This window comes from Limnospira indica PCC 8005 (assembly GCF_000973065.1).
Lineage (GTDB): Bacteria > Cyanobacteriota > Cyanobacteriia > Cyanobacteriales > Microcoleaceae > Limnospira > Limnospira fusiformis.
Map to the genome: position 1 here is coordinate 1461777 of NZ_FO818640.1, position 25705 is coordinate 1487481.

A 25705-nucleotide genomic window follows, 5' to 3' on the forward strand; every position below is an offset into this window, starting at 1 on the left:
ACTGGGTAGAGTCTGATGGTGCGTAGGGCCGATAATTATCGGGTTATTATCGGAATTTTGCGGTTATACTCCCCCTAGGGAAATGGGGAAGCTACCAGATAGCTAAAAACTATCGTCATGGTCATCAATAGCTTCACTACCGCCACCAACAGCAACCAAATCAATCTGTTGACGGTAGTAGTCTACGCTCTTAACCTGAACTTCCACATTATCGCCAAGACGGTACTGATTGCGGTTTTTGCGACCGACTAAGGTTTGCTGACGGGAACGGTATTCGTACCAGTCATCTTTCAGAGAAGACACATGAACTAACCCTTCGACCCTGAGAGTTGAACCACCAGGAGACTCTAGTTCAATCTCGACAAAAAAGCCATAGGACTGAACCCCAGTAATTAAACCGATAAAAGTTTGACCGGTGCGTTCTTTCATAAACCCAGTTTTTTTGAGTCCCTCTAGGTCTTCCTCAGCATCAGCGGCGACGCTTTCCCTTTCGCTGAGATGAACGACGAGTTGAGCAAACTGGGTTTCGAGATCATGTTGTAACTCTGAAGGTAAGACATTCCAGGAAATTTTGCCCTCTGATGAGGAATGATGGAGGTTAACTGGTTCTTTGGAACGAGTGGAACGGCGATCGCGTCCCTCTTCAAATACCGCTTTGAGAACCCGACAAATTTGCAGGTCACAATAGCGAGAAATGGGTGAGGTACAGTGAGTATAGGCGGGTAATGCCAAGCCAAAATGCAGTTTAGGAACGGTACTATAAACAGTAGGTTTGAGACTATCTTCAAGTAGATAAGTTAATACCCGTTCGGCACGAGTATTTTTCAGAGCTTGGGTAAATACTTGAAAATCTTGGGGTTGAATTTCGGATTCATCATCAAGCTCTAGTTCAAGGCCATGATGAATAGACAACTTGATCAATTCAGCGACATCAGCGGGGTCTGGGGCGGCTTGAACGCGATAGATAGCAGGAACCCCAAGGGATTGCAGGTGGCAAGCAACTACCTGATTAGCTAAAATCATCAACTCAGATACCATAGCCTGAGAGACTAATTTAGTGCCAGAAATCATGGGTCCGAGTTCCCCTTCGTCATTAAAATGACAATGGGTATCAGGAAGATTGAGTTCAAAACCACCGCGCAACTCCCGCATTTGTCGAATGGCGCGACTGACTTCTAGGAGGTCTTCTATAATCTTATCTTCGGAAGATTCGCCATCAAGAATACTTTGGGCTTCCTGATAAGTTATTTGTCGGTCAACGCGGACGATACTGGGCTGAATTTCATATTCTAGGATTTTTCCGGTAGGACCTAGTTCAATCATGATGGACAAAGCCAGGCGATCTTCTCCTGGTATCAGAGAAATGCGATCGCAACTGAGGGGAGCGGGAACAATAGGAATATATTTATCGGCTAAGTAAATGCCGATACCCCGCCGCCTGGCTTCGCGATCTAAGGAGGTGTCTGGTTGAATATAATGGGAGCTATCTGCGATATGAACCGCTAATTTCCAGTTCCCCGATTCGGTTTCTTTCAAGCTGAGGGCGTGATCAATTGTATATTGACAGGGTTCGTCTTCTGGCTTGAAGACTGAAAATTCAGGATTTCCCAAATCGGGGCTAAAGGAAAGAGTCGGCTCGTCGCGCAGATCAAGTCGATTTTCCAAGTCGCTATTTTTGAGAGTAGCACTAGCTGCTAGGAGGATTTCGGTTTCCTGTAGTACACTTTTGGGAAAGGACCGGGGTAAATCATGTTTACAACAAACAATATCCAGGTCTTCTGCTTCCTCAGCATCAGAACCCAGAACTTGTACCACCCTACCCACAGGGCGATGAATACCCAGAGGATAGCGCACTACTTCGACATGAACCAGGTGATCGACAGCATCAACGAGTTCCTCTGGGGGGTTGACCAGATTCATTTCAAATAGCAATCGGTCATCTAGGGGGACGGCGCGATATCCTTTTTTGGTTTCTTTGACGCGAGCGAGTACGGAGGGGTTAGCTCGCTCTAGGATTAGATAAACTTCTCCTTCGGGGGAACGACGACGGGAGCCTTCTTTAATAATTCTCACCAGGACGCGATCGCCATTCCAGGCGGTACTCAAGTGACTTTCCCGGATGTAGACATCCTCGGCACTTTCCGCGTCTTGAATCGCAAAGCAGAAGCCTTTGCTGGAACATCGCAATTTGGCTTCTACAATACTCTCCTGTTCTATACGACGATAGCGGCCCTTATCTTTTTCCAAAAGGCCAATCCGCTCTAAAGCATCAATGGCGATCTGAAATTTTCGCAGACTCTCTTCATCAGAGGTCAGTTTTTTTTCGAGAGCCTTGGGGGCTACAGATTTATCCTCTGTAAAGTTGGCTAACAGTGTAGCGATTGAAAATTCCATGTAGCGATTTTCCTTCGTGATGTCGATGGGGATAGGTAGTTCTAACGCCACTTCTGCCTTTGTTAGTTTCAGCCACTTTTCCAGGACTCACTTTTTCCCACCATGCCAACCAATCACCCCTGAGAGACAGTGATACAATTTTAGTTGAGAGCGATCGGCAACCTTACAGAAAATGCTAAGGGTGGGATGTACAACGATGCCCCACAGGTGGAAAAGTGTTTTCTGGGGCAGAGGAGCTGCGTCGGAGACCACATTCTAACCAATTATATCCTATAAGTTTACTGAAGATTATGTTCACTCAATTTAGAAGCCGCTATCCCACAGGGGGACTTATCTCTGAGTTAATTGCTATTGAGAACAATCAATATATTGTTCGGGTATCGGTACAGGTGGCCGGGGTAACTCTGGCATCGGGACTAGGTATGGCTGAAACTGTGGAGTTGGCTGAGGATAGGGCCAGAGAGCGATCGCTACAGTGTTTGGGGTTACACAAAATCGGGGATAATTTACCCAAGGCTGATTTACCTAATATGGAAGACAGTTTACCGAGTCCCGTTGTTTATAATCTATCAAATCAGTCGGCTGTGGACTCACCCACCACTGGCGCGGAAACTCTGGGGCTTGACTCCATGGCTATGCCTTCTGATGAGTGGCTATCTGCTACCTATATGAAGCCTAAAACCGGGTCTCCATCTTTACCTGATGCCACAACTACCCAAAACCCAGCCCAAACCAAAGCCCGAGGCGCTTCTCTGCCCCATTTGCCCTCCGATGAACTAGAAACCCCCGAAAATACGATTATTCATGAGCCAGAACCGCCATCAGTGACACTTTCCCAAGGGACTCGTTATAATACTGCTTACCATGTTGATGATATGTCTGACGATATTGCCAAAACAGATATTGAGTTGCGAAGATTAGGTTGGACAGCGGAACAGGGTTCTACACATCTACTAAAAACCTACGGAAAGCGATCGCGTCGCCATTTAACTCCTGAAGAACTGCTAGACTTTTTACACTATTTACAATCTATTTAGCATTTTTGATAGTTCCCAACAACCCCCAACCCCAAAGGGGGGTTTATTAGTCTTCTTGTTAGCATAGGTAATTGACAGCGCCACCCCAAAGGGCGGGTTGATGACTCTTCTGCTGACCAGAGGTAATTGACAGCAGAACCCCAGAGGGCGGGTTGATGACTCTTTTGCTGACCAGAGGTAATTAACAGCAGAACCCGCCCCTACAATTATTAATTATCAATTATCAATTATTCATTATTAATTATTAATTGCCTAACCCGCCCCTACATTAAATCCCAGAGGGAGAGGGGCTTGGGACTGTGCGATCGCCTATGTTAACTATCAACGGGATTAGATGCAGAAGGACGGCGACTAATGACTTGATCGATGAGGCCGTAATTAACCGCATCTTCGGCGGACATAAAGAAATCCCTTTCTGTGTCTTCTTCGATACGGGACAGGGGTTGTTCTGTGTGTTTAGCGAGATTTTCGTTAAGTTGCCGTTTCAGATACAGAATTTCTCTGGCCTGAATTTCAATATCGGTAGCTTGTCCTTGTGCGCCTCCGAGGGGTTGGTGAATCATAATCCGGGAATGGGGGAGGCTGTAACGCTTTCCTTTAGCCCCGGCGCTGAGGAGAAATGCCCCCATACTGGCTGCTAGTCCCAGACAGACGGTGCAGACATCAGGACGAATATGGTTCATGGTGTCAAAGATGCCCAATCCCGCATTAACCCCGCCTCCTGGGGAGTTGATGTATAGATAAATGTCTTTTTCGGGGTCTTCTGCGTCTAAAAATAGCAGTTGGGCCACAATTAAGTTAGCAACATCTGAGTTAACTTGGGTTCCTAGAAACACGATGCGATCGCGCAGGAGTCGGGAGTAAATATCAAAGGCGCGTTCACCACGGCCTGATTGTTCGATGACGGTTGGAATCATAACGTGCTGCTAAGACTGTTAATAGATACTGTAGATATATTGTAGCGATTTTCTGTGCCTAGACTTTCAGAAACCACCGACGATTATACATAATATAGGCGATCGCCCACCAAAATATGACTGTGGCTACAGCATACATCAGCGATCCATTGAGTGGCCCCGCCCAGGATACAAATATATTTTCATAGATCCAGGTTTTCAGATTAGGGCTAACGGGTCCGCTACCTACCGGGATGCGTATTAAGATCCTGGCGAGTAAGCCGGAAGCCACAAATAGAAATATGGCGTTAACTCCCATAATTTCCAAAGGTTTCCCCCACCGTCGCCAGTTTTTTACTTCTATGACCCCATAACAGAAGGCTAATAATAGCAGTCCCCAGCCAGCGGTCACTAATACAAATGAACTGGTCCACAGTGCCTTATTAATGGGAAACCATACCCCCCACAAATAGCCGACCACCAGGCTACTGAGGGCAAACATTACTAGGTTAATGACGGTGAAACTGTTTCGGGGTTGGGATTTTAGCCATTCTCCGGTAAGATAGCCGAGGATTACGGTAACTGTAGCGGGTGCGGTGCTAAATAATCCTTCTGGGTCGTAGGGACCGCCTCGCCACAAGTGATGGGAACCTAAAATTGTTTGGTCTATGAATGCGCCTAAGTTGCCTTCTGGTGACAGGTTTCCTGGGCCATAGCTGGGGACGGGAATTATGGTCATGGCTACCCAGTAACCTATGAGGGTGAGAATGGAAATTAGCCACAATTGCCGTCGCGACAGGTTTAAAATGGCGATCGCAGTTAGTCCATAGGCGATCGCTATTCGTTGTAATACTCCCATGATTCGGATATTGGCTAGGTCATAGTGGGGAAAACCATTTAGGAATAAGCCTAACAGAAATAGTAGTAGACATCGCCGCCCTATTCGACTATAAACTGATGGGGGTACTTTCTCGCCCGGTAAACGATGTTCTCGGGCAAATTTGGACAGAGAAAAGGCGATCGCTACTCCCATAATTAATAGGAAACTGGGGAAAACTACATCGGTGGGGGTGCAGCCATCCCATTCGGCGTGTTGCAATACCGGATACATATAACCCCAGCTTCCGGGGTTATTCACCAGTATCATGGCGGCGATCGCTATACCTCTAAATACATCAAGGGATATTAAGCGCATTTTAGTATTTTTCCAGGTCATCAATTTCCACAATACCTCTGAGTTTACAGTAATTTTAGTAATGCTTGGATGGGATGATTGGGGGTAAAATGACTAAATCTGTGAATTTGCGATCGACAAGAATAACCTGTGACTAAGATTTGATTGGGATTATCTATGGTTGAGATAATTCGCCCCCAACTACTATTATAAATGTCCTGGGATTGCTGATAGTGTTCGGCTTCATGACCATATATTCCCGCCATTCCGCAACAGCTTGTATTGACGATATTTAATTCTAATCCCATAGTAGTAAATAGCTGCTGCCATTGTTTTTGAGAGGTTAAAACCGCAGTTTTTTCCTGGCAATGTCCGAACAGAAAATAAGGCTGACTGGCGCTGAGTTTCGGTAAGCGATCGCTATTTTGGCTCAGAAACTCTTGCAGTAAGTCAATGGTTGGTAAGGCTGGACTAAAATTGAGTATTTTCGGGTATTCATCCCGATAGGTTAAAACTATACTAGGTTCAATACCAATTAGGGGAATTTCTAGGGATTTTAATTGTTGCAACCATTCGCAGTTTTGGGAAGCGATCGCTTTAAACTCTCGTAAAAATCCTTTTACATGAGTGGGTTTACCACTGGGAAAAAAATCGGGTATATATACATTATATCCTAATTTGTGCAGAAAATCATAGATTGCTAATACCAGGGAAGATTCATAAAAACTGGTAAAAGCATCCTGTAGCAAAATCACACTACATTCCTTTTCAGACCCACTTAAATTTTGCAGCCTATCCAGATTAAATTTGGGGTGGTGGCGCGTCCGTAAACCTTCCTTGAGGGTGGGATGACTCACTACCGGAGGATCGACTATATTTAACAGAGTTTTAGTCGCCGCTTTTGATAGAGGATTTTGGCTTAATATATGAGCTATTATCGGATGCACAGATTGCCACTTTGACAGCGTTTCAATATGGGCGATTAGATAATCTCTAAATGGTCGCAAATATCGAGTATGATAAAGATACAAAAACTTAGATTTTATGTCCGGGATATTCACATGAATCGGACATTGACTAGCGCAGGCTTTACAGGATAAACAGCCATTCATAGCCCCATAAACTTCCTGGGAATAATCATAATCTCCCCGCCATTGTTTGAGGGTATTCCAGAGGCGCATGATTAAAGTTGTCGGGGTTTCCGTAATTTCATCACCATGATTTTCTAGGAGTCTTAGCCACTCCCGCAATAAACTCGATCGCCCTTTTGGGGAATGAATGCGATCGCGAGTTACCCGATAGGAAGGACACATCACATCATCAGGATCGAAGTTAAAACAAGCGCCATTACCATTACAATTAAACGCCCCTTCATATTCACTAATTTTACTAGGATTAACTTGGCGGTCAAATTCTCCCCGCATAGGTGAATCTAATTTAACTACTGTATCTAAACTATCTATCGGCGTGACAATTTTACCCGGATTTAGTCTATTTTGGGGGTCAAATAGAGTTTTCACTTCTCGGAAAACTTGATATAATTCATCACCCAAAAACTCCCGTGTATATTCACTCCTAAAACCTTTACCATGTTCTCCCCAAAATACTCCCCCATATTGACGCACTAAAGCTACAACGCGATCGGATAATTTGCGGACTAATTCTGCATCTGCGGGAATCTTCAAATCCAAAGCTGGACGCAAATGCAAACAACCAACATCTACATGACCATACATCCCATAAATCAGATGATATTCTGCTAATAAACCCCGCAATTCTCCAATATACTTAGCTAGATGCACTGGGGGAACCACAGTATCCTCTATAAAAGGTATCGGTTTACGATTTCCCCGTTGATTTCCCAGGAGTCCCGCCCCTTTACTACGCAGTTTCCAGAGATTGATAATTTCCTGATTATCTCTCGCCAAATAATAACCACTTATACCCTGATTACCCCCTTGAATTTTCGCAATAATTGAGTCTATTTTGGGTTGAATATCAGCCTCGCTTTCTCCCACAAATTCCACTAGATTGATAGTCCCAGAAGACGGGATAAAATCCTTAACTGCATCATAGATTTCATCCTGTTTAGCCAAATTAAGAATCGTCTCATCAATAGTTTCGATCGCCCCTGGTTCCGAGGCTAATAAATCCATAGCCCCTTCTAAAGCATAATTAAAACTTTCATAATGAATAACCAGTAATTTTTTAGCCTGGGGAATTGGCGTAAGTTTAAGTTTGGCTTCCGTGATAATTCCTAAAGTACCTTCCGCACCTGCTAATAAGTAATTAAGGTTAAAAGTTTGTTTGTCCTCAGAATAGACTTTAGCCAAGTTATAGCCAGTCATAAATCGGGTAAGTTGAGGAAATACCTGATTGATTTTATCTTGGTTATCCGTGAGAAGGTCATCCAGACAATTATAAATATTTCCTACTCTCCCCCCTTGCTTTTTAAGGCGGTTTAATGCTATAGTATCTATAGGGAAGGATAGGCTTTCCGTCCCATCTGGTAACACCCAGGTTAACTCTAAAATGTGTTGACTGGTTCGCCCATAAATTCGCGACCCCTTACCACAAGCATCAGTGTTAATCATTCCCCCAATAGTCGCCCGATTACTAGGCGCTACTGAGGGCGCAAAAAAGACACCATGAGGCTGTAAACATGAGTTAAGTTGGTCTAAAACTACTCCCGGCTGAACGCGGACCCATCCCTCCTCTAAATTGATTTCTAAGATGTTATTCATAAACTTAGAACAATCGATAATAATTCCCCTAGATAAGGATTGACCATTAGTTCCGGTTCCCCCTCCCCGTGGAGAAAAGGTGATATTTTGATAGGGAGTTTGACTAGCCAGTTTCAACAGAATCACTAAATCATGATGGTTTCTGGGGTAAACTACTCCCTGGGGAAGTATCTGATAAATACTATTATCAGTGGCGGTTACTAAACGAGTAGCAAAATCTCCCTTAACCTCTCCAGAAAAATCAGTTTTTTCTAACTGATTCAAGAATCCCCAATAATCGGAATTGATAGTATTTTCTGGCTGTAAATTAGGAATCATCAATCCTCCTTTATGCTAGTCAGTGAGAGGTTCATTAGCCAAGTTAAGATTTGGTGGATTTAGGCGTTGATTAAGTATATTTTTAATACTTTCCGCCACATAACTCGAAAGGATATGTTCACCAGCCGGGGTATAGTGACAACAGTTATCAATGTACATCATTTCTGGCGCAGCATCAAAAATATTCACCCCATTAAAAATAGTCACCCCCGCCGCCTCCAAGTCAGCAATTCGATTTAATAGCAGAGGATAACCTGCTACAATAGGCTGGCGGTAAGGGGTATTATCAGTAAATGCGATCGCTTTTTCTTCGCTGCTAAAAACCCTATTAGTGACATGATATTGGTTAGGTTGCAGAATATGGAAATAGGGAATATTTTTCGCAGATAAAATATGATTAATCACCGTAGAAGTTCTCACCCATGTATCAGTAATTTTAGCCAAGGCTTTCTCTTCCGGTAAAACTGACTCTTGAGTATAAAATAAAAATACGCTGCCTTCTCCCCCGTCATGATCAGGAATTTGTTGATATCTTTGAAATCGTTCAACCTCCTGGTAATAATCTTTAATTAATCCCTGGATAGCCAGATTATTGATAGTATAACAAGAAGCCATCCGACAATTTTTTAAGTTAGAAGCAACCTGATTAATTCGGGGTTTAGCTTGCTTAATTTTAAGTATACTTTCTAAGGCTTGGGTAGATAAACTATTATTGGCTAAATTAGTTAAAGGTTGTATGTGGGATGCACTTGGCATTGTTAATTCCAGTTTTTTTTCATTATTAACACTAGATAAAGCCAGTTCATTAAACCCATCAATATTAATCACCATATCAAACACCTGACCCACAGACAGCAGATAATTCAAAATCAAAAGCTGTTGTGGCTGTTTATAGCCTCCCGTAGCAAAGGATAAAATAATTAGTTCTTTATTTTCTAAACCGGGCACTTCTCGAATTTTGGTCTCTAAAATTCCATTTTGAATCTCATAGATAGAATAGTTAGAAGCTACTGACCCCCCAAATACTCCCACGATAAATTGATTTTCGTTAGTTTTGACAAAGGGATAATTATATGGAGAAATAAAGCCATAGTTATTATATTTGAACCCCGGACGAAAATCAGGACCTGGTTTAGGTGCATATCCGAAATAGGGATGTAGTCTTTCTACGATAGAAATTTCCATCCTCATACCTTCTAGGTTCAAACCCATTTCTTCAATGCTGCTTGGTCGTTGACGAGTATAAAATAACTGGTTATGGCGGACTAAATAAAAACCCAGGGAACCCAATTCTACAAAAAACCCTAACAACAATAGGTTAATTAAGATAATTTTGCCAACTTCTTTAATTTGCTTGCGATTAAATTTGTGTTTCATTATCATAGATTAATAGGAGGTGATAATCATCGAAACTGTCAAACATTAGCAACTCATATATAAGTTATAGCCGAATACTTAGGGGGTTATTGACTGGAGACGGTTAACAATGGAATTGCCAATATATTCAGTAAAGATTTCTTGACCTCTGGGTGTATAGTGACAACAACTGTCTCTATATACCGTTTCTGGTTTGGTGTCAAAAACTGTCACAGCATTGATAACATTAACACCAAAATTTGGCAAATCTTTCCCTCTAGCAAGTAACCGAGGATAGCCTTGTATAACTCCTTCTATATACGGGTTATCATCAAAAATGGCAATTTCTTCGGCGGTGAAAGTTCTTTGGGTGGGATGATACTGATTAGGCTGTATTACATGAAAATAAGGGATATTTTTATTTGCTAAAGTTTGATGAATCATTTGGGAAGAGTTAAACCAGATATCTACCATTTTATCAAAGGCTATGTCATCTGGTAAAACCTGGGGATTTTGGGGTATGGAAATTAAACTATTAGCTAAATCATCTTCATTTTGTCGTAACTCAATCTGCATTGTATCTAAGGCGGATACCTGGCTTTGATATCTTCTAGTTAGTTGATTAACTTGATAGGAATTCCAAGCATAACAGGAGGCGAGTTTACAGTTTTCTAAACGCTGAATTTGACGGACTAATTTTTCCCTGGTTTCGTTCATTTCCGCCAAAGCTAAAACCACGGGAATATTAGTATTAGCCAAGGCGGTTAGGGGTTGAATGTGTTGGAAACTCGGCATGGAAACTGGGACGGATGCTTGATTATTTAATGGTGGTAATGCGACTTCATTAAAACCATCAATATTAACCACTAGGTCTAATTCCTGACCAATGGATAAAAAGTAGTTGAGAATTAATAACTGTTGAGGTTGTTTATAACCCCCATGAGCAAAGTTTAAGATAATAAATTCTTTATTTGCTAGTTCGGGAACTGTTCTGAGTTGTTGAATTAAAGTATTTGATAATTCCTTGTGAGTGACTTCATAGTTGGCAAAATCAACGGCTACAGAACCGCCAAAGATACCAATAATAAACTGATTATCATTCAGTCTGATAAAGGGGTAATCGTGGAGAGAAAAAAATCCGTAGTTATTCACCCGCAAGCCAAAGGGATTATCCGCAAATAAGCCGGGTTTTAATACATAGCCAAAAAAGGGGTGAAAACGCTCGACTATAGCATTTTTATCATCATTGTTTCCGGTAGGTTGTTCCCTCACCCCTATCTGTTCTAGAAGTTGATTTGTGGCGGTTTTATCACGATTATGAGTATAAATAAACCGCTGTTCTGTGACTAGGTAAAACAGGAGAGGTACGACTTCTAAGATGAGTAAAATTAGGGCTAAATTAATGCCCACAATTCCGAGCAACTCTCGACTAACCACCCCCCGTTTAGCGGATTTTTCCTCAATGGGGGTTGATGGTCGTTTAAATAATGGCAGATTTTTCATATAATCCAGGTCAGGAAAATCAAGAAATTAGGGGGTTAGAAAATTATTCTTTCCCCCAATTGCCAACAATTTCGACGCTAATACAGTATCAAAATAAAGTATAAATGAAAGGTGCGATCGCTGACCCTTGACTAAGGACAATCAGAGCCCCCAATAACACCATAGTAATAATCAACGGTAGCAGCCAATATTTTTTGCGCTCCCGCAGAAAACCCCACAAATCTTTCAGAAAATCTAATGTTGCTTCAAACACTAGAAAGGACGCTCCATACTTACTCTTGAACGGACTTGACTGGGAACCCGGTAGGTTGATACGTTAGGATCTAGATCTCGTCTCATGGCATCAGAGCCAAATAAACGCTTAATCGCCCCCATCGGTGCAATCATAACGTAAAACACAGCCCCCAAAATAATTCGGGTATTAATCCCAGCCAAAACCAAACCTATCCGCATCCAAGTATAATAAATCGGATTGAGAGTTGACGGAGACAGGAAAGACCAAACCCAGAGAATAGTGGCTACGACCCAGGGCCAAGCTGGGGGCGGCCAGTGGCGGAAAATTAATGGTAGCAGTAAGCCGAACAAGCCAGCACAAATTGCACCTGTTGTCAAGCCAAATTCCCGCAAGCCTTTTCGATCAAGTTTGGGGATATCGTGATCAGTCATAGTGGATTTTTGCAACCAATTATATAACAGAGAACTGAGAACCGGGAAAAACAGCGATCCTGGGGGGAGAGAAGCCACCATAAGTGGCTCCTAGGGATTAATCTAACTCAAACTCATTTTTCCAGGAATCATCTTTTGACCAGGGAGTTTGTGCAGTTTTGGCGAGTAGATAATTTTCCAAAACGAGATAATCCATCTCGGTCCGCATAAAGCAGCGGTAGGCATCTTCGGGGGTGCAAACAATAGGTTCACCCCGCACATTAAAAGAGGTATTAACGAGTAGACCGCAGCCTGTAAGTTTTTCAAAATGACTAATTAGACTGTGATAGCGGGGGTTAGTTTCTGGGTGTACAGTTTGAATGCGTGCGGAATAATCGACATGGGTAATAGCGGGAATTTCGGACCGGGGAATATTGAGCTTTTCAATCCCAAAAAGTTTTTCTTGTTCGGGGGTCATAGGAATCCGGCGAGACTCCTTAACGGGAGCCACCATCAACATATAAGGACTGTGGGTATTGTGTTCAAAATAATCAGCGACACGCTCTGCTAACACGGAAGGCGCAAAGGGTCGGAAAGACTCCCTATATTTAATTTTCAGATTCATGACGGACTGCATTTTAGTGTTACGAGGGTCGCCAATAATTGACCTACCTCCCAAAGCACGCGGCCCAAATTCCATCCGACCTTGGAACCAGCCGACGACATGACCATTAGCTAAAATTTCGGCTAACCTAGGCATCAATTCAACATCTGCCAAATACATATATTTAGCATCAATGGAATTGAGATAATCCTGAATCTCGGAATTGCTAAAAGAGGGACCCAAATAGGAGCCTTTCATCATATCAGCGGGGGCGGTGCTAGGAATAACCCGAGGGGTTATCGTGGCGACTGCTGTTTCGGTGGCTCCGGCGGCTTCGAGTTCGATTTCGTTCTCTATAGCGGCTGACTGCCTCACCTGGCGGGGTTGTTCACAATATTGATACCAAACAGCCAAAGCTGCCCCTAATGCACCTCCTGCGTCTCCTGCTGCGGGCTGTATCCAAATATCCTTAAAGGGACCTTCTCGCAACAGGCGACCATTAGCTACACAGTTGAGGGCGACTCCCCCGGCTAAACACAGATAATCAACATTGAGTTCTTTTTGTACGGTCCGAGCTAGACGCAGCACTACTTCTTCTGTGACTACCTGAATGGAAGCGGCGATATCCATTTCCCGTTGGGTGAGTTGGCCTTCGGCTTTCCGAGGGGGTCCGTCAAACAACTGGTCAAACTTCTTGTTGGTCATGGTTAACCCGGTGGCATAGTTGAAATACTTCATATTCAACCGGAATGTGCCATCATCCTTGAGGTCGATTAAATGGGTTAAAATCCGATCAACATAGCGAGGTTGACCATAGGGCGCTAACCCCATGAGTTTATATTCGCCAGAGTTGACTTTAAAGCCGGTGTAGTAGGTGAAGGCTGAGTACAGTAAACCGAGAGAGTGGGGAAAGTCGATTTCCCACAGGGGGGTCAGGTTATTACCGTCGCCTAACCATACGGAAGTGGTGGCCCATTCCCCTACACCGTCTAAACACATGACGGCTGCTTTCTGGAAGGGACTGGGAAAAAAGGCTGAGGCGGCGTGGGATTGGTGATGTTCGGTAAACATGAGGGGGGGGAGTTTGGCTTTTTTGACCCCCATGATGGCTGAAAGTTCTTTTTTTAATACGGTTTTCAGATAAAGTTTTTCTTTTAACCAAATTGGCATGGCAGCCAGAAAAGACCGAAACCCACGGGGAGCATAGCTGATGTAGGTTTCTAGCAGGCGCTCGAATTTGACTAGGGGTTTATCATAGAAAATGATGCGATCGACATCGAATAGGGTGATATTTGCTTCCTGAAGACAGTAGCGAATGGCGTTGTGGGGAAATCTGGCATCGTGTTTTTTGCGCGAAAACCTCTCCTCTTGGGCGGCGGCGATAATTTCTCCATCCCGCACGAGAGCGGCTGCACTGTCATGATAGTAAGCCGAGATTCCAAGTATGTTCATTCATATTTCCTCACAGAATGGAATTAAGGTTTTTGGGGTTAGTTGTGGGTCAACGGTTAAAATATCCACAGATTATAGCGAATTCCTGGTCAAGGTTAACGCGAATGGGAAAATTTAATTGCATAAGGGCTGGTAGTCATTAGGGTAAGGGGGTTAGCCGAAACTGGCGATCGCCAACAGACTACCACTGATTCGGTTAAACTCGCACTTGTTCCTGTAGTTGTACCCGAATTTAACGTAGACCTCTCGGGAGCGTGGAAGCGCCGTGTCTTTAGACCGGGGAGGAAACGCGACACGGGGACTTTAGTCCCCGTCAGTCTTTCAAGCATAGGTGTAACCATCCTTTCTGTGAATTGGTTGGCAGTATTTATGGCTGATGCCTGCCACTCTGACCGAGGCAGTGGTAATATCGAAACTGCCGGAAGCACGGCAGAGAACCCGTCCTAACATAGGAGCCAATTTTCTTCCCTGCCGTGACAGTGGCAGTAACGATATCGCCAGTCTGAAAGCCTTTGTGAATTTGTCTCCTTGAGCGGTGACGAGTTGGGAATCCGTACTTATCCGTCCCGCACATCTGACGGGTTCCATGCCCCTTCGCTAAAATCAGCAACGGTTTGGAAGTATAGCACAAGACAGAAAACTTAGGACGTATAATGGAGAGGACGAGATGACTAAGAAGACCAAAAATGCCAGCCCCCTATAGTTACGACCTCAGACAAAAAGTTATTGATGCTATTGAACTAGACGGTATGCCCAAAACAGAAGCCAGTCAAGTTTTCCATGTCAGCAGGAACACCATTAATCTCTGGCTGCAAAGAAAAGCACAGACCGGAGACTTCCTCCCTAAACCTCATCACCGACCTGGCAATAACCACAAAATTACCGACTGGCAGAAATTCAAGGCTTTTGCCCAAGAGCATAAGAACTTCGAGTGATTCGACTTGTCCAACACAGGCAGCATCAATCCAATGAGCTTTAGGTAGGTTGAGCCGAATTCGATTGAACTTAGTTTGTCCGCCCGTTCCTGTGGTTACTGGGAGTCCTGTTGCTTTCAAAGCATTGAACAATGCCCATCGAGTTGAATTGACCGCTGCTGCATCTTTAAGGGGTGATTTTGCCTGCCTGAGAAGACGACTCAGTAAATCAGGCTGGCCCGATAAAAAATCTCGAATGTCCCCATTGCCTTTGGCTTGATTGCATGAGTGGCAAGCCATCGTCAGGTTAGAAACCCCGGTCAGAGCCAGCCTTAGACCGGGGCTGGATATGCTCAATTTCAAGCGCTACATTTTTATAGCATTAGTCAAGGTGGTTAGGACGCGGCTTGGAGAACGGAATCCATGGCATCATGGAGAGAATCAAACTGCTCAATACAATGGCGAATGCGGGCTTTCAACCACGACCAACATTTCTCTATCTTGTTGAGGTCTGGCGAATAAGGCGGAAGATAGAGTAAACGGCATTGAGCCGCCTCCACCAGTTCAGCAATCCGCCCCCCTTTATGAAACGTTGCATTGTCCAGTACTAGAGTTTGACCTGGCTTCAATGTTGGAATTAAGATGAACTCCAACCACAACTCAAACACTGTCCGATTACAACAACCCTCAAAGCTAAAGGGGGCTAAGAGTTGTTGATGACACCATGCCGCCATATAGCTCACCCTGCCCTGCCTCTTCCCGGATTTGAGGGCATGGAAGCGTTGTCCTTCCTCACAGTAACCATAAGGATAATCCGAGTCTTGACTATTGATGCCAGCTTCATCGAGGTAAACCAACTCTTCCGGCTCCATATGTTGAATCTGAGCAATAAACGCCTCTCGCTGTTGCTCATCACGTTCTTGGTAGCCGTAAGTTTTTTTTCTGGTGAAGCCAATTTTCTTCAAGGCTCTGGATATGGTGCGAGGAGAGATGTCGTCATCCCAAAGTTCAGCCATCTGAGCGGAGGTTTGATCGCCATGCTCTTGGGCAAAAGCCTTGAATTTGTGCCAGTCGGTAATTTGGTGGTTATGACCAGGTGGGCGATTAGGTTTAGGGAGGAAGTCTCCGGTGTGTTCTTTTCTTTGCAGCCAGAGATTGATAGTGTTCCGGCTGAGATGGAAAAATTGACTGGCTTTAGTTTTGGACATACCGTATAGTTCAATTGCATTGATAACTTTTTGTCTAAGGTCGTAACTGTAGGGGGCTGGCCTTTTGGGTCTTCTGTAGATATCCTTGCTATTATACGTCCTAACTTTTCTGTCTTTTCCTATAATTCTCCCGGATGTGTGAAACGTTCAGACGCAAATAGGCTGCAATGCTGAAATAACCGTCTGGTAGGGACTTCAACCCCCCGGCTGAATATAAGGATACTCTCCTGACCATCCCTATAACTTTTTATATGTCCCGACATTTTGTATAGGGTTATACAAAATAAGGCTGGGAACCCAAGGTCAAAACACTCTGTAACAATTATTAATATTTCTTAACAATTAGAGGGACGGGAAACCGAACCAAAAAAGAAACCGGGAAACCGAACAAGGAATAGACGGAATCAGAGATGAGGGTAACGGCGATAGCCACCCCCAACTTCAGGAATCACACCCCGTCAGATTGAAGCGGGGAACGGAAGGCGTGAGGGAAAACCTATTCCCAATAATACGACCACTGCCAACCATCCATGATTAAGGAGACTGAATGTCCGGCTTGAACCATCGTAAGAATTGAGTAGCGAAACAGGTTGATACGCTGCGCTCAAAAGAGCAAGGGAAAAAGTAGGTGGCTATTCTAACTACCTACACAGACCTTTAAAGTACCCCGGTGGACAGGACAAATCTAAAGATGAAATGCCCATATAAACGGAACGTTATAACCCCTTTCAGGCTCTGACAATCTGGTCGAGGTAGTCAGTAGTGATAAGTGTAAGCGCAAGGTGCGAGACGTTCGGGTATGAAATAGGGCTGAAATGCCCGAAATATAGCATTAGTCAAGGTGGTTAGGACGCAGCTTTGAGAACGGAATCCATGGCATCATGGAGAGAATCAAACTGCTCAATGCAGTGGCGAATACGGGCTTTCAGCCACGACCAACATTTCTCTATCTTGTTGAGGTCTGGCGAATAAGGTGGTAGATAGAGTAAACGGCATTGAGCTGCCTCCACCAGTTCAGCAATCCGTCCCCCTTTATGAAACGTTGCATTGTCCAATACTAGAGTCTGACCTGGCTTCAATGTTGGAATTAAGATGAACTCCAACCACAACTCAAACACTGTCCGATTACAACAACCCTCAAAGCTAAAGGGAGCTAAGAGTTGTTGATGACACCATGCGGCTATCATACTTACCCTGCCCTGCCTCTTCCCTGATTTGAGTGCATGGAAGCGTTTTCCTTCCTCGCAGTAACCATAAGGGTAATCCGAGTCCTGACTATTCATGCCGGCTTCATCGAGGTAGACCACTTCTTCCGGCTCCATCTGTTCAATCTGAGCCATAAACTCCTCTCGCTGTTGCTCATCACGTTCTTGGTAGCCGTAAGTTTTTTTTTCTGGTGAAGCCAATTTTCTTCAAGGCTCTGGATATGGTGCGAGGAGAGATGTCGTCATCCCAAAGTTCAGCCATTTGAGCTGCTGTTTTGTCGCCATGCTCTTGGGCAAAAGCCTTGAATTTTTCCCAGTCGGTAATTTTGTGGTTATTGCCAGGTCGGTGATGAGGTTTAGGGAGGAAGTCTCCGGTCTGTGCTTTTCTTTGCAGCCAGAGATTAATGGTGTTCCTGCTGACATGGAAAACTTGACTGGCTTCTGTTTTGGGCATACCGTCTAGTTCAATGGCATCAATAACTTTTTGTCTGAGGTCGTAACTATAGGGGGCTGGCATTTTTGGTCTTCTTAGTCATCTCGTCCTCTCCATTATACGTCCTAAGTGTTCTGTCTTGTGCTATAACTACCCGGTGAGGATTCCAGTCCAGCTCCGAATCTGGATATAAGGAGACCTCTCCTGACCATCCTCATAACTGGTTATATGTCCCGACGCTTAGGGAACTAAGCAAGGCAGGGAACTCAAGGTCATAAACGAACTGAGAAATCAGGGAGTAGAGAGTAACGGCGATAGCCACCCCCAGTTTTGGAAATCATAACTCCAGGATTGAAGCGGGGAACGGAAGGCGTGAGGTAGAACCTACTACCAAGACGCGACCACTGCCAACCATCTATGATTAGGAAGACCGAATGTCCGACTTGAACCATCGTAATACACTAGCAGCGAAATAGGTTGACACGCTGCGCTCAAAAGGGCAAGGGGAAAAGTAGGGGGTTCGTGCGACTACCTACACAGACCTTTAAAAGTACCCCGGCGGAGAGGACAAATCTAACGATGGAATGCCCATATAATCGGAACGTTGTAACCCCTCTAATGCTCTGCCTATAAACCAGTGAGTAATGCTATTCACAAGGCAGTAGTGAAAAATGTAAGCGCATGGTGCGAGACGTTCGGGTATGAAATAGGGCTGAAATGCCCGAAATAACTACCCGGTGAGGATTCCAGCTCCGAATCTGGATATAAGGAGACCTCTCCTGACCATCCTCATAACTGGTTATATGTCCCGACGCTTAGGGAACTAAGCAAGGCAGGGAACTCAAGGTCATAAACGAACTGAGAAATCAGGGAGTAGAGAGTAACGGCGATAGCCACCCCCAGTTTTGGAAATCATAACTCCAGGATTGAAGCGGGGAACGGAAGGCGTGAGGTAGAACCTACTACCAAGACGCGACCACTGCCAACCATCTATGATTAGGAAGACCGAATGTCCGACTTGAACCATCGTAATACACTAGCAGCGAAATAGGTTGACACGCTGCGCTCAAAAGGGCAAGGGGAAAAGTAGGGGGTTCGTGCGACTACCTATACAGACCTTTAAAAGTACCCCGGCGGAGAGGACAAATCTAACGATGGAATGCCCATATAATCGGAACGTTGTAACCCCTCTAATGCTCTGCCTATAAACCAGTGAGTAATGCTATTCACAAGGCAGTAGTGAAAAATGTAAGCGCATGCTTAGAGGGTGAAGGATGTGACCAGAAGCTAAAGCCCAATTGTCATGGTTGGGATATGCCCACAGGTCACGGTGGGGATATAGATACTGCGGTCAGTAAGAGTATAATGGCGAGGACGAGTTTAAAGACTACGTGGTGCATATAGCTCTGAACATCGAAGTAGAAAGCAGGTCTCTTGATTCTGCTCCTTTGACAAATAGGGTATCCACACCAGGAGCCGTGTGATGGGAAACTATCAAGCACGGTTCTGAATGGGAGTTCGGGAAGGTGACTTCACTCTCGACCCCTAACCCTTTAAGGGGAAGGGATGTGACTGAAAGCTAATGCCTAACTGTAATGGTTAGGATATGCCCACTAGTCACGGTGTGGATATATAGCACCAGACAGGAAAGTTAGGACGTATAATGGAGAGGACGAGATGACTAAGAAGACCAAAAATGCCAGCCCCCTATAGTTACGACCTCAGACAAAAAGTTATTGATGCAATTGAACTAGACGGTATGCCCAAAACAGAAGCCAGTCAAGTTTTCCATGTCAGCCGGAACACCATTAATCTCTGGCTCCAAAGAAAAGCACAGACCGGAGACTTCCTCCCTAAACCTAATCACCCACCTGGCAATAACCACAAAATTACCGACTGGCATAAATTCAAGGCTTTTGCCCAAGAGCATGGCCACAAAACCTCCGCTCAAATGGCTGAACTTTGGGATGACGACATCTCTCCTCGCACCATATCCAGAGTCTTGAAGAAAATTGGCTTCACCAGAAAAAAAAACTTACGGCTACCAAGAACGTGATGAGCAACAGCGAGAGGAGTTTATGGCTCAGATTGAACAGATGGAGCCACAAGAAGTGGTCTACCTCGATGAAGCCGGCATGAATAGTCAGGACTCGGATTACCCTTATGGTTACTGCGAGGAAGGAAAACGCTTCCATGCCCTCAAATCAGGGAAGAGGCAGGGCAGGGTGAGCTATATAGCCGCATGGTGTCATCAACAACTCTTAGCCCCCTTTAGCTTTGAGGGTTGTTGTAATCGGACAGTGTTTGAGTTGTGGTTGGAGTTCATCTTAATTCCAACACTGAAGCCAGGTCAGACTCTAGTGCTAGACAATGCAACGTTTCATAAAGGGGGACGGATTTCTGAGCTAGTGGAGGCGGCTCAATGCCGTTTGCTCTATCTACCACCTTATTCGCCAGACCTCAACAAGATAGAGAAATGTTGGTCGTGGTTGAAAGCCCGCATTCGCCATTGTATTGAGCAGTTTGATTCTCTCCATGATGCCATGGATTCCGTTCTCAAAACTGCGTCCTAACTACCTTGACTAATGCTAATAGCACAAGACAGAATACTTAGGACGTATAATGGAGAGGACGAGATGACTAAGAAGACCAAAAATGCCAGCCCCCTATAGTTACGACCTCAGACAAAAAGTTATTGATGCCATTGAACTAGACGGTATGCCCAAAACAGAAGCCAGTCAAGTTTTCCATGTCAGCCGGAACACCATTAATCTCTGGCTGCAAAGAAAAGCACAGACCGGAGACTTCCTCCCTAAACCTCATCACCGACCTGGCAATAACCACAAAATTACCGACTGGCAAAAATTCAAGGCTTTTGCCCAAGAGCATGGCGACAAAACCTCCGCTCAAATGGCTGAACTTTGGGATGACGACATCTCTCCTCGCACCATATCCAGAGCCTTGAAGAAAATTGGCTTCACCAGAAAAAAAACTTACGGCTACCAAGAACGTGATGAGCAACAGCGAGAGGAGTTTATGGCTCAGATTGAACAGATGGAGCCGGAAGAAGTGGTCTACCTCGATGAAGCCGGCATGAATAGTCAGGACTCGGATTACCCTTATGGTTACTGCGAGGAAGGAAAACGCTTCCATGCACTCAAATCAGGGAAGAGGCAGGGCAGGGTAAGTATGATAGCCGCATGGTGTCATCAACAACTCTTAGCTCCCTTTAGCTTTGAGGGTTATTGTCATCGGACAGTGTTTGAGTTGTGGTTGGAGTTCATCTTAATTCCAACATTGAAGCCAGGTCAGACTCTAGTATTGGACAATGCAACGTTTCATAAAGGGGGACGGATTGCTGAACTGGTGGAGGCAGCTCAATGCCGTTTACTCTATCTTCCGCCTTATTCGCCAGACCTCAACAAGATAGAGAAATGTTGGTCGTGGCTGAAAGCCCGTATTCGCCACTGCACGTGAGCAGTTTGATTCTCTCCATGATGCCATGGATTCCGTTCTCAAAGCTGCGTCCTAACCACCTTGACTAATACTATATCTGGATGTGACGCACCCTACGAGCCGTGTGAGGTGAAAGTCTCAAGCACGGTTTTGCATGGGAGGGGGAGATGGTGACATCTCTCTCGACCCCTACTATGGGTGTGCTGGAAGCGTGGCGTGTATTTTGCCAAGGTTGAAGCAGCAGGCACCAGTCAAGAGTGCCCTCAATGCTCAACAGCGGTCAAGAAAGACCTCAGTATCCGGGTTCATAAATGTCCTGAGTGCGGCTACATCACCAATCGCGACGTGGCCGCCGCCCAAGTCATTCGGAACCGAGGGATTGCAGCGGCAGGGCTTACCGTCAAGAAGCTCGGTGAGGGTAAAGTCGTTGGACTCCCGTAGAACTGCGAATCCCCGCGCCTTTAGGCCGGGGAGTGTCAATCTTTTATCCAAGGGTGGGTTGATTAATCCCAACTAACTAAGGGCCTGATTCCTCAAACCAAGCCCTCGCGCCGCCTAACTCCCCGGTGACAGGCGCGACAGGCGAAACCCGCCACTAACCCTAATGGGAGTGTCAACTATATTATGTGGCTTCACCTACCTACTTTAAGGAGAGGTCGAAGCCCGTTCTGTCAATTCCGCACCAGTTTGACCATTACTGGTCGGAACGCTACCATTGCGGGGTTGGATGACTCCATAACCACCATGATGCGATCGCTGATAGATTACATTAATCTCATCAGTTTCAGCATTACGGAACATATAAAAATCATGATCAATAAGCTGCAACTGTTCTAATGCTTCTTGAATGCTCATTGGAGGCATGGCAAAATATTTCGTCCGCACCACTTCTTCTGGAAGTTTCACAGTGCGATCGCCAATTAAATCATCAACAATGGGCTTCTGTGCAACCACTTCACCAGTCTTAGGAAGCTGATATTGTTTCGCCATGCGTTTTTCTTTGTACTTACGCAATTGACGAGCAATTTTATCTGCTACTAGGTCAATACTGGCATAGAGATTTTCACTGCTTTCTTGAGCACGAATAACTGTGCCATTGGCATAAATCGTGACTTCAGCAGTTTGTCTTGGATTTATCCGAGGGTTCCGAGCCACAGATAAATGGACATCCACTTCGTTTGTCAATTGCTGAAAGTGACTAACAGCTTTGGCAATTTTCTGTTGTACATACTCGTGAATAGCATCGGTAATTTCAAGATTTTTACCCTGGATAACAAGCTTCATACAGCTCCCTCCCGATCATAGTGTGGGCTTAACTTCACCTTAACATTTTGCATTTCAGAAATGTAATTTCTTTAAAATCCTTTGCATCTCTTGACAATTCTTGATGGGTCAATTCACAGATCATCCTATTCAATCATCCATGATTGTCCAGAATATAACTGGCCGACCTATCACCTGGTTTTTCAGTCGTTCCACAGCGGTAGACTCCGGTTAAGAATTACTTTGATGATGCCCTTTGGTTCCCCCAAAATAAGGAAATTGTCGCAACTTAGTAGTGTCGAGAGAGAAGTCACCTTCTCCCCCTCCCATACAAAACCGTACGTGATAGTTTCCCATCATACGGCTCCTAGTCTGATTGCTCCATTGTTAGGGATACAGCGTTGGCATTGTCAAGTGCCGTCTTATCATCGTGACAGTAAAATCCTTTGCATCTCTTGACAATTCTTGATGGGTCAATTCACAGATCATCCTATTCAATCATCCATGATTGTCCAGAATATAACTGGCCGACCTATCACCTGGTTTTTCAGTCGTTCCACAGCGGTAGACTCCGGTTAAGAATTACTTTGATGATGCCCTTTGGTTCCCCCAAAATAAGGAAATTGTCGCAACTTAGTAGTGTCGAGAGAGAAGTCACCTTCTCCCCCTCCCATACAAAACCGTACGTGATAGTTTCCCATCATACGGCTCCTAGTCTGATTGCTCCATTGTTAGGGATACAGCGTTGGCATTGTCAAGTGCCGTCTTATCATCGTGACAGTGGCGGTGTAGTAGTTGAAGATTTTTGTATTCGTCCTTTCCGCCGAGACTTCGAGGTACAATGTGGTCTATTTCAACTATGTCTGATGGGGTAAAGTATTGCCCACACCAGGTACACTTGCCTTTTTGCTTCTTGAGTAGTTTTGCTACCCTTGTTGGCGTGTCGATTGCTTGTCCTTTTCTGGTTGCCCAATAAGTCCAATTTCCGTCGTATGGTGTTGCTTCAGGGCGTATTGTGGTATGTCTGGCAATCGGAGTGTAGCTATGTTTCCATAGTGTGTGTCCATCCTTGGTCTGGAATAACCAAGATTCATGCCTTTCTACCTCATTGCTAAGTTTAACTGTTCCATGTCTGAAATAGTTTCCTAGCTTCTCGTAAACTTGCCTTTCCGCATCTTGATACTGTCCATGCCCGTAACATCTGCCAGATTATATTGTCTAGCTTACCGAAGGTCTCTGATGAGACGACTCCTGAATAATAGTTTGACCATCCCCGAATAATCGGGTTTAGTTTGTTTATCAGGGCTGATTGAGGTGCTGTTTTATGTTGTTTGATTACACCTTTAATCACTTCTGTATGGGCTTTAACTGCTTTATTGCTGGGTTTAATGTGGGTTTTGAATCCCAACATTTTGTGAGGGGTTTTATTAAGTAGAAAACTACCTTTCCTTCGTTCCCCTAATTTCCCAGACTTGTATTTTCCTACCGGGTATTGCCTGATATTGAATCCGAGAAAATCAAACCCGGGTTCTTCTGTTTTGCCATTATACTCAATAGGTTTGAGTGTGTGACAAATTCGAGTCTTTTCAGGTTTAATCTCTAGTCCTACAGGTTTGAGCCATTCAGAAATAGCAGTCTTGCACTGTTCAATAATTTCGAGTGATGGTGATATTACTACGAAATCATCGGCGTATCTTATTGTAGTGGCTTGAGCCCTATTATTTTTCTTAGGATACATTGTTTCAATTAACCTAGCTATTCCATCCAGTGCGATGTTGGCTAGGAGTGGACTTATTACCCCTCCTTGGGGTGTCCCTGTTTCTGTATCATCGAAAACGCCGTTATCTAGCACTCCTGCTTTAAGCCATTGTTTCAGGTCTTTCTTTAGGTTGCTTGGACAATGAATTGTGTTCAGTAGATAATCATGGTTCACGGTAAGAGCATTTGGCTATATCTGCATCCAGTATGTAATAACCTCCTTTGTTTATACTTTGAAAGATTCTGGATATTGCATCATGGGCTGACCGTCCGGGTCGGAACCCATAGCTGTTGCTTTCAAACCTCGATTCCCATTCAGGTTCGAGTGCCGACTTTACCAAGGCTTGCCTTGCTCTATCTTGGATAGTGGGTATTCCCAGAGGACGTTTTTCATCCCTTCCGGGTTTTTGAATCCACACCCTACGCAGTGGTTTTGCTTTGAGATTTCCTTTGATACTCTTAGCTAGTTCCAGTCTTTGTCTTGGGGAGATTGCTCTCATTCCATCGACACCTGCTGTCTTTTTGCCTTGATTATCTTGAGTCACTCGCCGCACTGCTAAGAGTCGGGCATAATATGATTTCACCAGTAGACGTTGCCACCTTCTTGCTTTTGCGTCCTGTCCCGATTTAGCTGCTTGAAATATCCTCTTTTGGAGCTTGAAAACTTGACGTTGAACTTTCGCCCATGGTATAGCTTTCCATACACTCGTAGTCTTGATTGGCTTTGATTTCTCAAACCCTTTCTTTAAACTCGCTTTCGTCATAATGACTCCTACTAGACTCTATTCTTTACAATCAAACCGTGACTTGTCAGCATATCCCTGCCATTACAGCAAGGCATTGGCTTCTGGCTACATCTCACATCCTCTAATAGGCTGGCGCTTACACTTTCACTACTGTTTATCTCGACCAGATAATCAGAGCCTAAGAGGGGTTAAAACGTTCCGTTTATATGGGCATTCCGTCTTTAGACTTGTCCTATCCACCGGAGTACTTTAAAGGTCTGTGTAGGTGTTATATAAAGAACCCTACTTTTCCCCTTACCCTTTTGGGCGCAGCGTGTCAACCTATTTCGCTGCCTGCTAATGACGATGGTTCAAGTCGGAACATTCAGATTTCCTTAGTCATGGATGGTTGGCAGTGGTCGGATTATTGGGAATAGGTTTTCCCTCACGCCTTCCGTTCCCCGCTTCAATCCTAGGGTTGTGATTCCTAAAACTGGGGGTGGCTATCGCCGTTACTCTTTCCCACAATCGCCTAAGTGGTTTTAATACTCCTCCTTATGGTGTAATTGAGCATTACGATTTTCTTTGTGGGATTGACCTTGAGTTCCCTGCCTTGCTTT

15 protein-coding genes and 6 pseudogenes are annotated in these 25705 nt (G+C 44.6%); 5 read left to right on the top strand and 16 right to left on the bottom strand.

Features of this window, described 5'->3' with window-relative positions:
• Nucleotides 1-102: 102 nt before the first annotated feature.
• Nucleotides 103-2394 (bottom strand): ribonuclease R family protein, encoded by a 2292-nt coding sequence (locus XZ46_RS06525; protein ID WP_048894965.1) that lies wholly within the window; start codon nucleotides 2392-2394, stop codon nucleotides 103-105.
• A 290-nt stretch (nucleotides 2395-2684) separates the two neighbouring features.
• Here XZ46_RS06525 and XZ46_RS06530 point away from each other — a divergent pair, with 290 nt between their 5' ends.
• Complete coding sequence (locus tag XZ46_RS06530) at nucleotides 2685-3431, top strand: slr1353 family protein (RefSeq protein ID WP_228116499.1); 747 nt, start codon at nucleotides 2685-2687, stop codon at nucleotides 3429-3431.
• 314 nt (nucleotides 3432-3745) lie between these two features.
• On the opposite strand, the gene clpP is transcribed toward XZ46_RS06530, so the two are convergent.
• From clpP to XZ46_RS28505, 9 genes and pseudogenes are all read right to left on the bottom strand, one after another.
• The gene (clpP, locus tag XZ46_RS06535; protein ID WP_006668109.1) at nucleotides 3746-4348 is read right to left on the bottom strand and encodes an ATP-dependent Clp endopeptidase proteolytic subunit ClpP; all 603 of its coding nucleotides are present in this window, start codon (nucleotides 4346-4348) and stop codon (nucleotides 3746-3748) included.
• Nucleotides 4349-4406: 58 nt separating this feature from the next.
• Complete coding sequence (locus XZ46_RS06540) at nucleotides 4407-5543, bottom strand: acyltransferase family protein (protein ID WP_006620914.1); 1137 nt, start codon at nucleotides 5541-5543, stop codon at nucleotides 4407-4409.
• 23 nt (nucleotides 5544-5566) lie between these two features.
• Nucleotides 5567-8563, bottom strand: a complete 2997-nt coding sequence (locus tag XZ46_RS06545; RefSeq protein WP_008049209.1) for an FAD-binding and (Fe-S)-binding domain-containing protein — start codon at nucleotides 8561-8563, stop codon at nucleotides 5567-5569.
• A gap of 15 nt (nucleotides 8564-8578) precedes the next feature.
• Complete coding sequence (locus XZ46_RS06550; protein ID WP_048894966.1) at nucleotides 8579-9940, bottom strand: hypothetical protein; 1362 nt, start codon at nucleotides 9938-9940, stop codon at nucleotides 8579-8581.
• Nucleotides 9941-10018: 78 nt separating this feature from the next.
• Nucleotides 10019-11422: a hypothetical protein gene (locus XZ46_RS06555; RefSeq protein WP_008049211.1), complete on the bottom strand. Its 1404-nt coding sequence runs from the start codon at nucleotides 11420-11422 to the stop codon at nucleotides 10019-10021.
• 88 nt (nucleotides 11423-11510) lie between these two features.
• On the bottom strand, nucleotides 11511-11675 hold the full coding sequence (locus tag XZ46_RS35270; RefSeq protein WP_006617091.1) for a DUF5989 family protein: 165 nt from the start codon (nucleotides 11673-11675) through the stop codon (nucleotides 11511-11513).
• A complete protein-coding gene (locus tag XZ46_RS06560; RefSeq protein ID WP_006620909.1) occupies nucleotides 11675-12169 on the bottom strand; it encodes an SxtJ family membrane protein in 495 nt (164 codons plus the stop codon). Before XZ46_RS06560 ends, XZ46_RS35270 begins: the two co-directional genes overlap by 1 nt.
• 16 nt (nucleotides 12170-12185) lie before the next feature.
• Nucleotides 12186-14123: a carbamoyltransferase family protein gene (locus XZ46_RS06565; RefSeq protein ID WP_006620908.1), complete on the bottom strand. Its 1938-nt coding sequence runs from the start codon at nucleotides 14121-14123 to the stop codon at nucleotides 12186-12188.
• 321 nt (nucleotides 14124-14444) lie between these two features.
• A pseudogene (locus tag XZ46_RS28505) lies at nucleotides 14445-14751 on the bottom strand (RNA-guided endonuclease IscB); the annotation flags it as partial.
• A 58-nt stretch (nucleotides 14752-14809) separates the two neighbouring features.
• On the opposite strand from XZ46_RS28505, the pseudogene XZ46_RS28510 reads away from it, so the two are divergent.
• Nucleotides 14810-15043, top strand: a pseudogene (locus XZ46_RS28510) (IS630 transposase-related protein); the annotation flags it as partial.
• On the opposite strand, the pseudogene XZ46_RS36340 reads toward XZ46_RS28510, so the two are convergent.
• The 3 genes and pseudogenes from XZ46_RS36340 to XZ46_RS31920 form a co-directional block, all read right to left on the bottom strand.
• A pseudogene (locus XZ46_RS36340) lies at nucleotides 15044-15413 on the bottom strand (HNH endonuclease); the annotation flags it as partial. It lies immediately after the preceding pseudogene.
• Between the two features lie 19 nt (nucleotides 15414-15432).
• Nucleotides 15433-16326, bottom strand: coding sequence for an IS630 family transposase (locus XZ46_RS06575; protein ID WP_048894967.1), 894 nt, complete (start codon nucleotides 16324-16326; stop codon nucleotides 15433-15435).
• Between the two features lie 764 nt (nucleotides 16327-17090).
• Nucleotides 17091-17967, bottom strand: a protein-coding gene (locus XZ46_RS31920) for an IS630-like element ISAtsp1 family transposase (protein ID WP_048895136.1) whose coding sequence is annotated in 2 segments (ribosomal slippage) — nucleotides 17091-17636 and nucleotides 17638-17967 — 876 coding nt in all. Because the reading frame shifts where the segments join, the coding sequence is not laid out codon by codon here.
• A 1612-nt stretch (nucleotides 17968-19579) separates the two neighbouring features.
• On the opposite strand from XZ46_RS31920, the gene XZ46_RS31930 reads away from it, so the two are divergent.
• The 3 genes and pseudogenes from XZ46_RS31930 to XZ46_RS06605 form a co-directional block, all read left to right on the top strand.
• Nucleotides 19580-20456, top strand: a protein-coding gene (locus XZ46_RS31930) for an IS630 family transposase (RefSeq protein ID WP_157883429.1) whose coding sequence is annotated in 2 segments (ribosomal slippage) — nucleotides 19580-19909 and nucleotides 19911-20456 — 876 coding nt in all. Because the reading frame shifts where the segments join, the coding sequence is not laid out codon by codon here.
• Between the two features lie 82 nt (nucleotides 20457-20538).
• Nucleotides 20539-21415, top strand: a protein-coding gene (locus tag XZ46_RS06600; RefSeq protein WP_249432976.1) for an IS630-like element ISAtsp1 family transposase whose coding sequence is annotated in 2 segments (ribosomal slippage) — nucleotides 20539-21351 and nucleotides 21353-21415 — 876 coding nt in all. Because the reading frame shifts where the segments join, the coding sequence is not laid out codon by codon here.
• A gap of 119 nt (nucleotides 21416-21534) precedes the next feature.
• Nucleotides 21535-21780: pseudogene (locus tag XZ46_RS06605) on the top strand (zinc ribbon domain-containing protein); the annotation flags it as partial.
• A 204-nt stretch (nucleotides 21781-21984) separates the two neighbouring features.
• Here XZ46_RS06605 and hpf read toward each other — a convergent pair.
• The 3 genes and pseudogenes from hpf to ltrA form a co-directional block, all read right to left on the bottom strand.
• Nucleotides 21985-22623, bottom strand: a complete 639-nt coding sequence (gene hpf, locus XZ46_RS06610; RefSeq protein WP_006620899.1) for a ribosome hibernation-promoting factor, HPF/YfiA family — start codon at nucleotides 22621-22623, stop codon at nucleotides 21985-21987.
• A gap of 346 nt (nucleotides 22624-22969) precedes the next feature.
• Nucleotides 22970-23041 (bottom strand): annotated as a pseudogene (locus XZ46_RS38230) (HNH endonuclease); the annotation flags it as partial.
• Nucleotides 23042-23313: 272 nt separating this feature from the next.
• Nucleotides 23314-25124, bottom strand: a pseudogene (gene ltrA, locus XZ46_RS37790) (group II intron reverse transcriptase/maturase).
• Nucleotides 25125-25705: the final 581 nt, after the last annotated feature.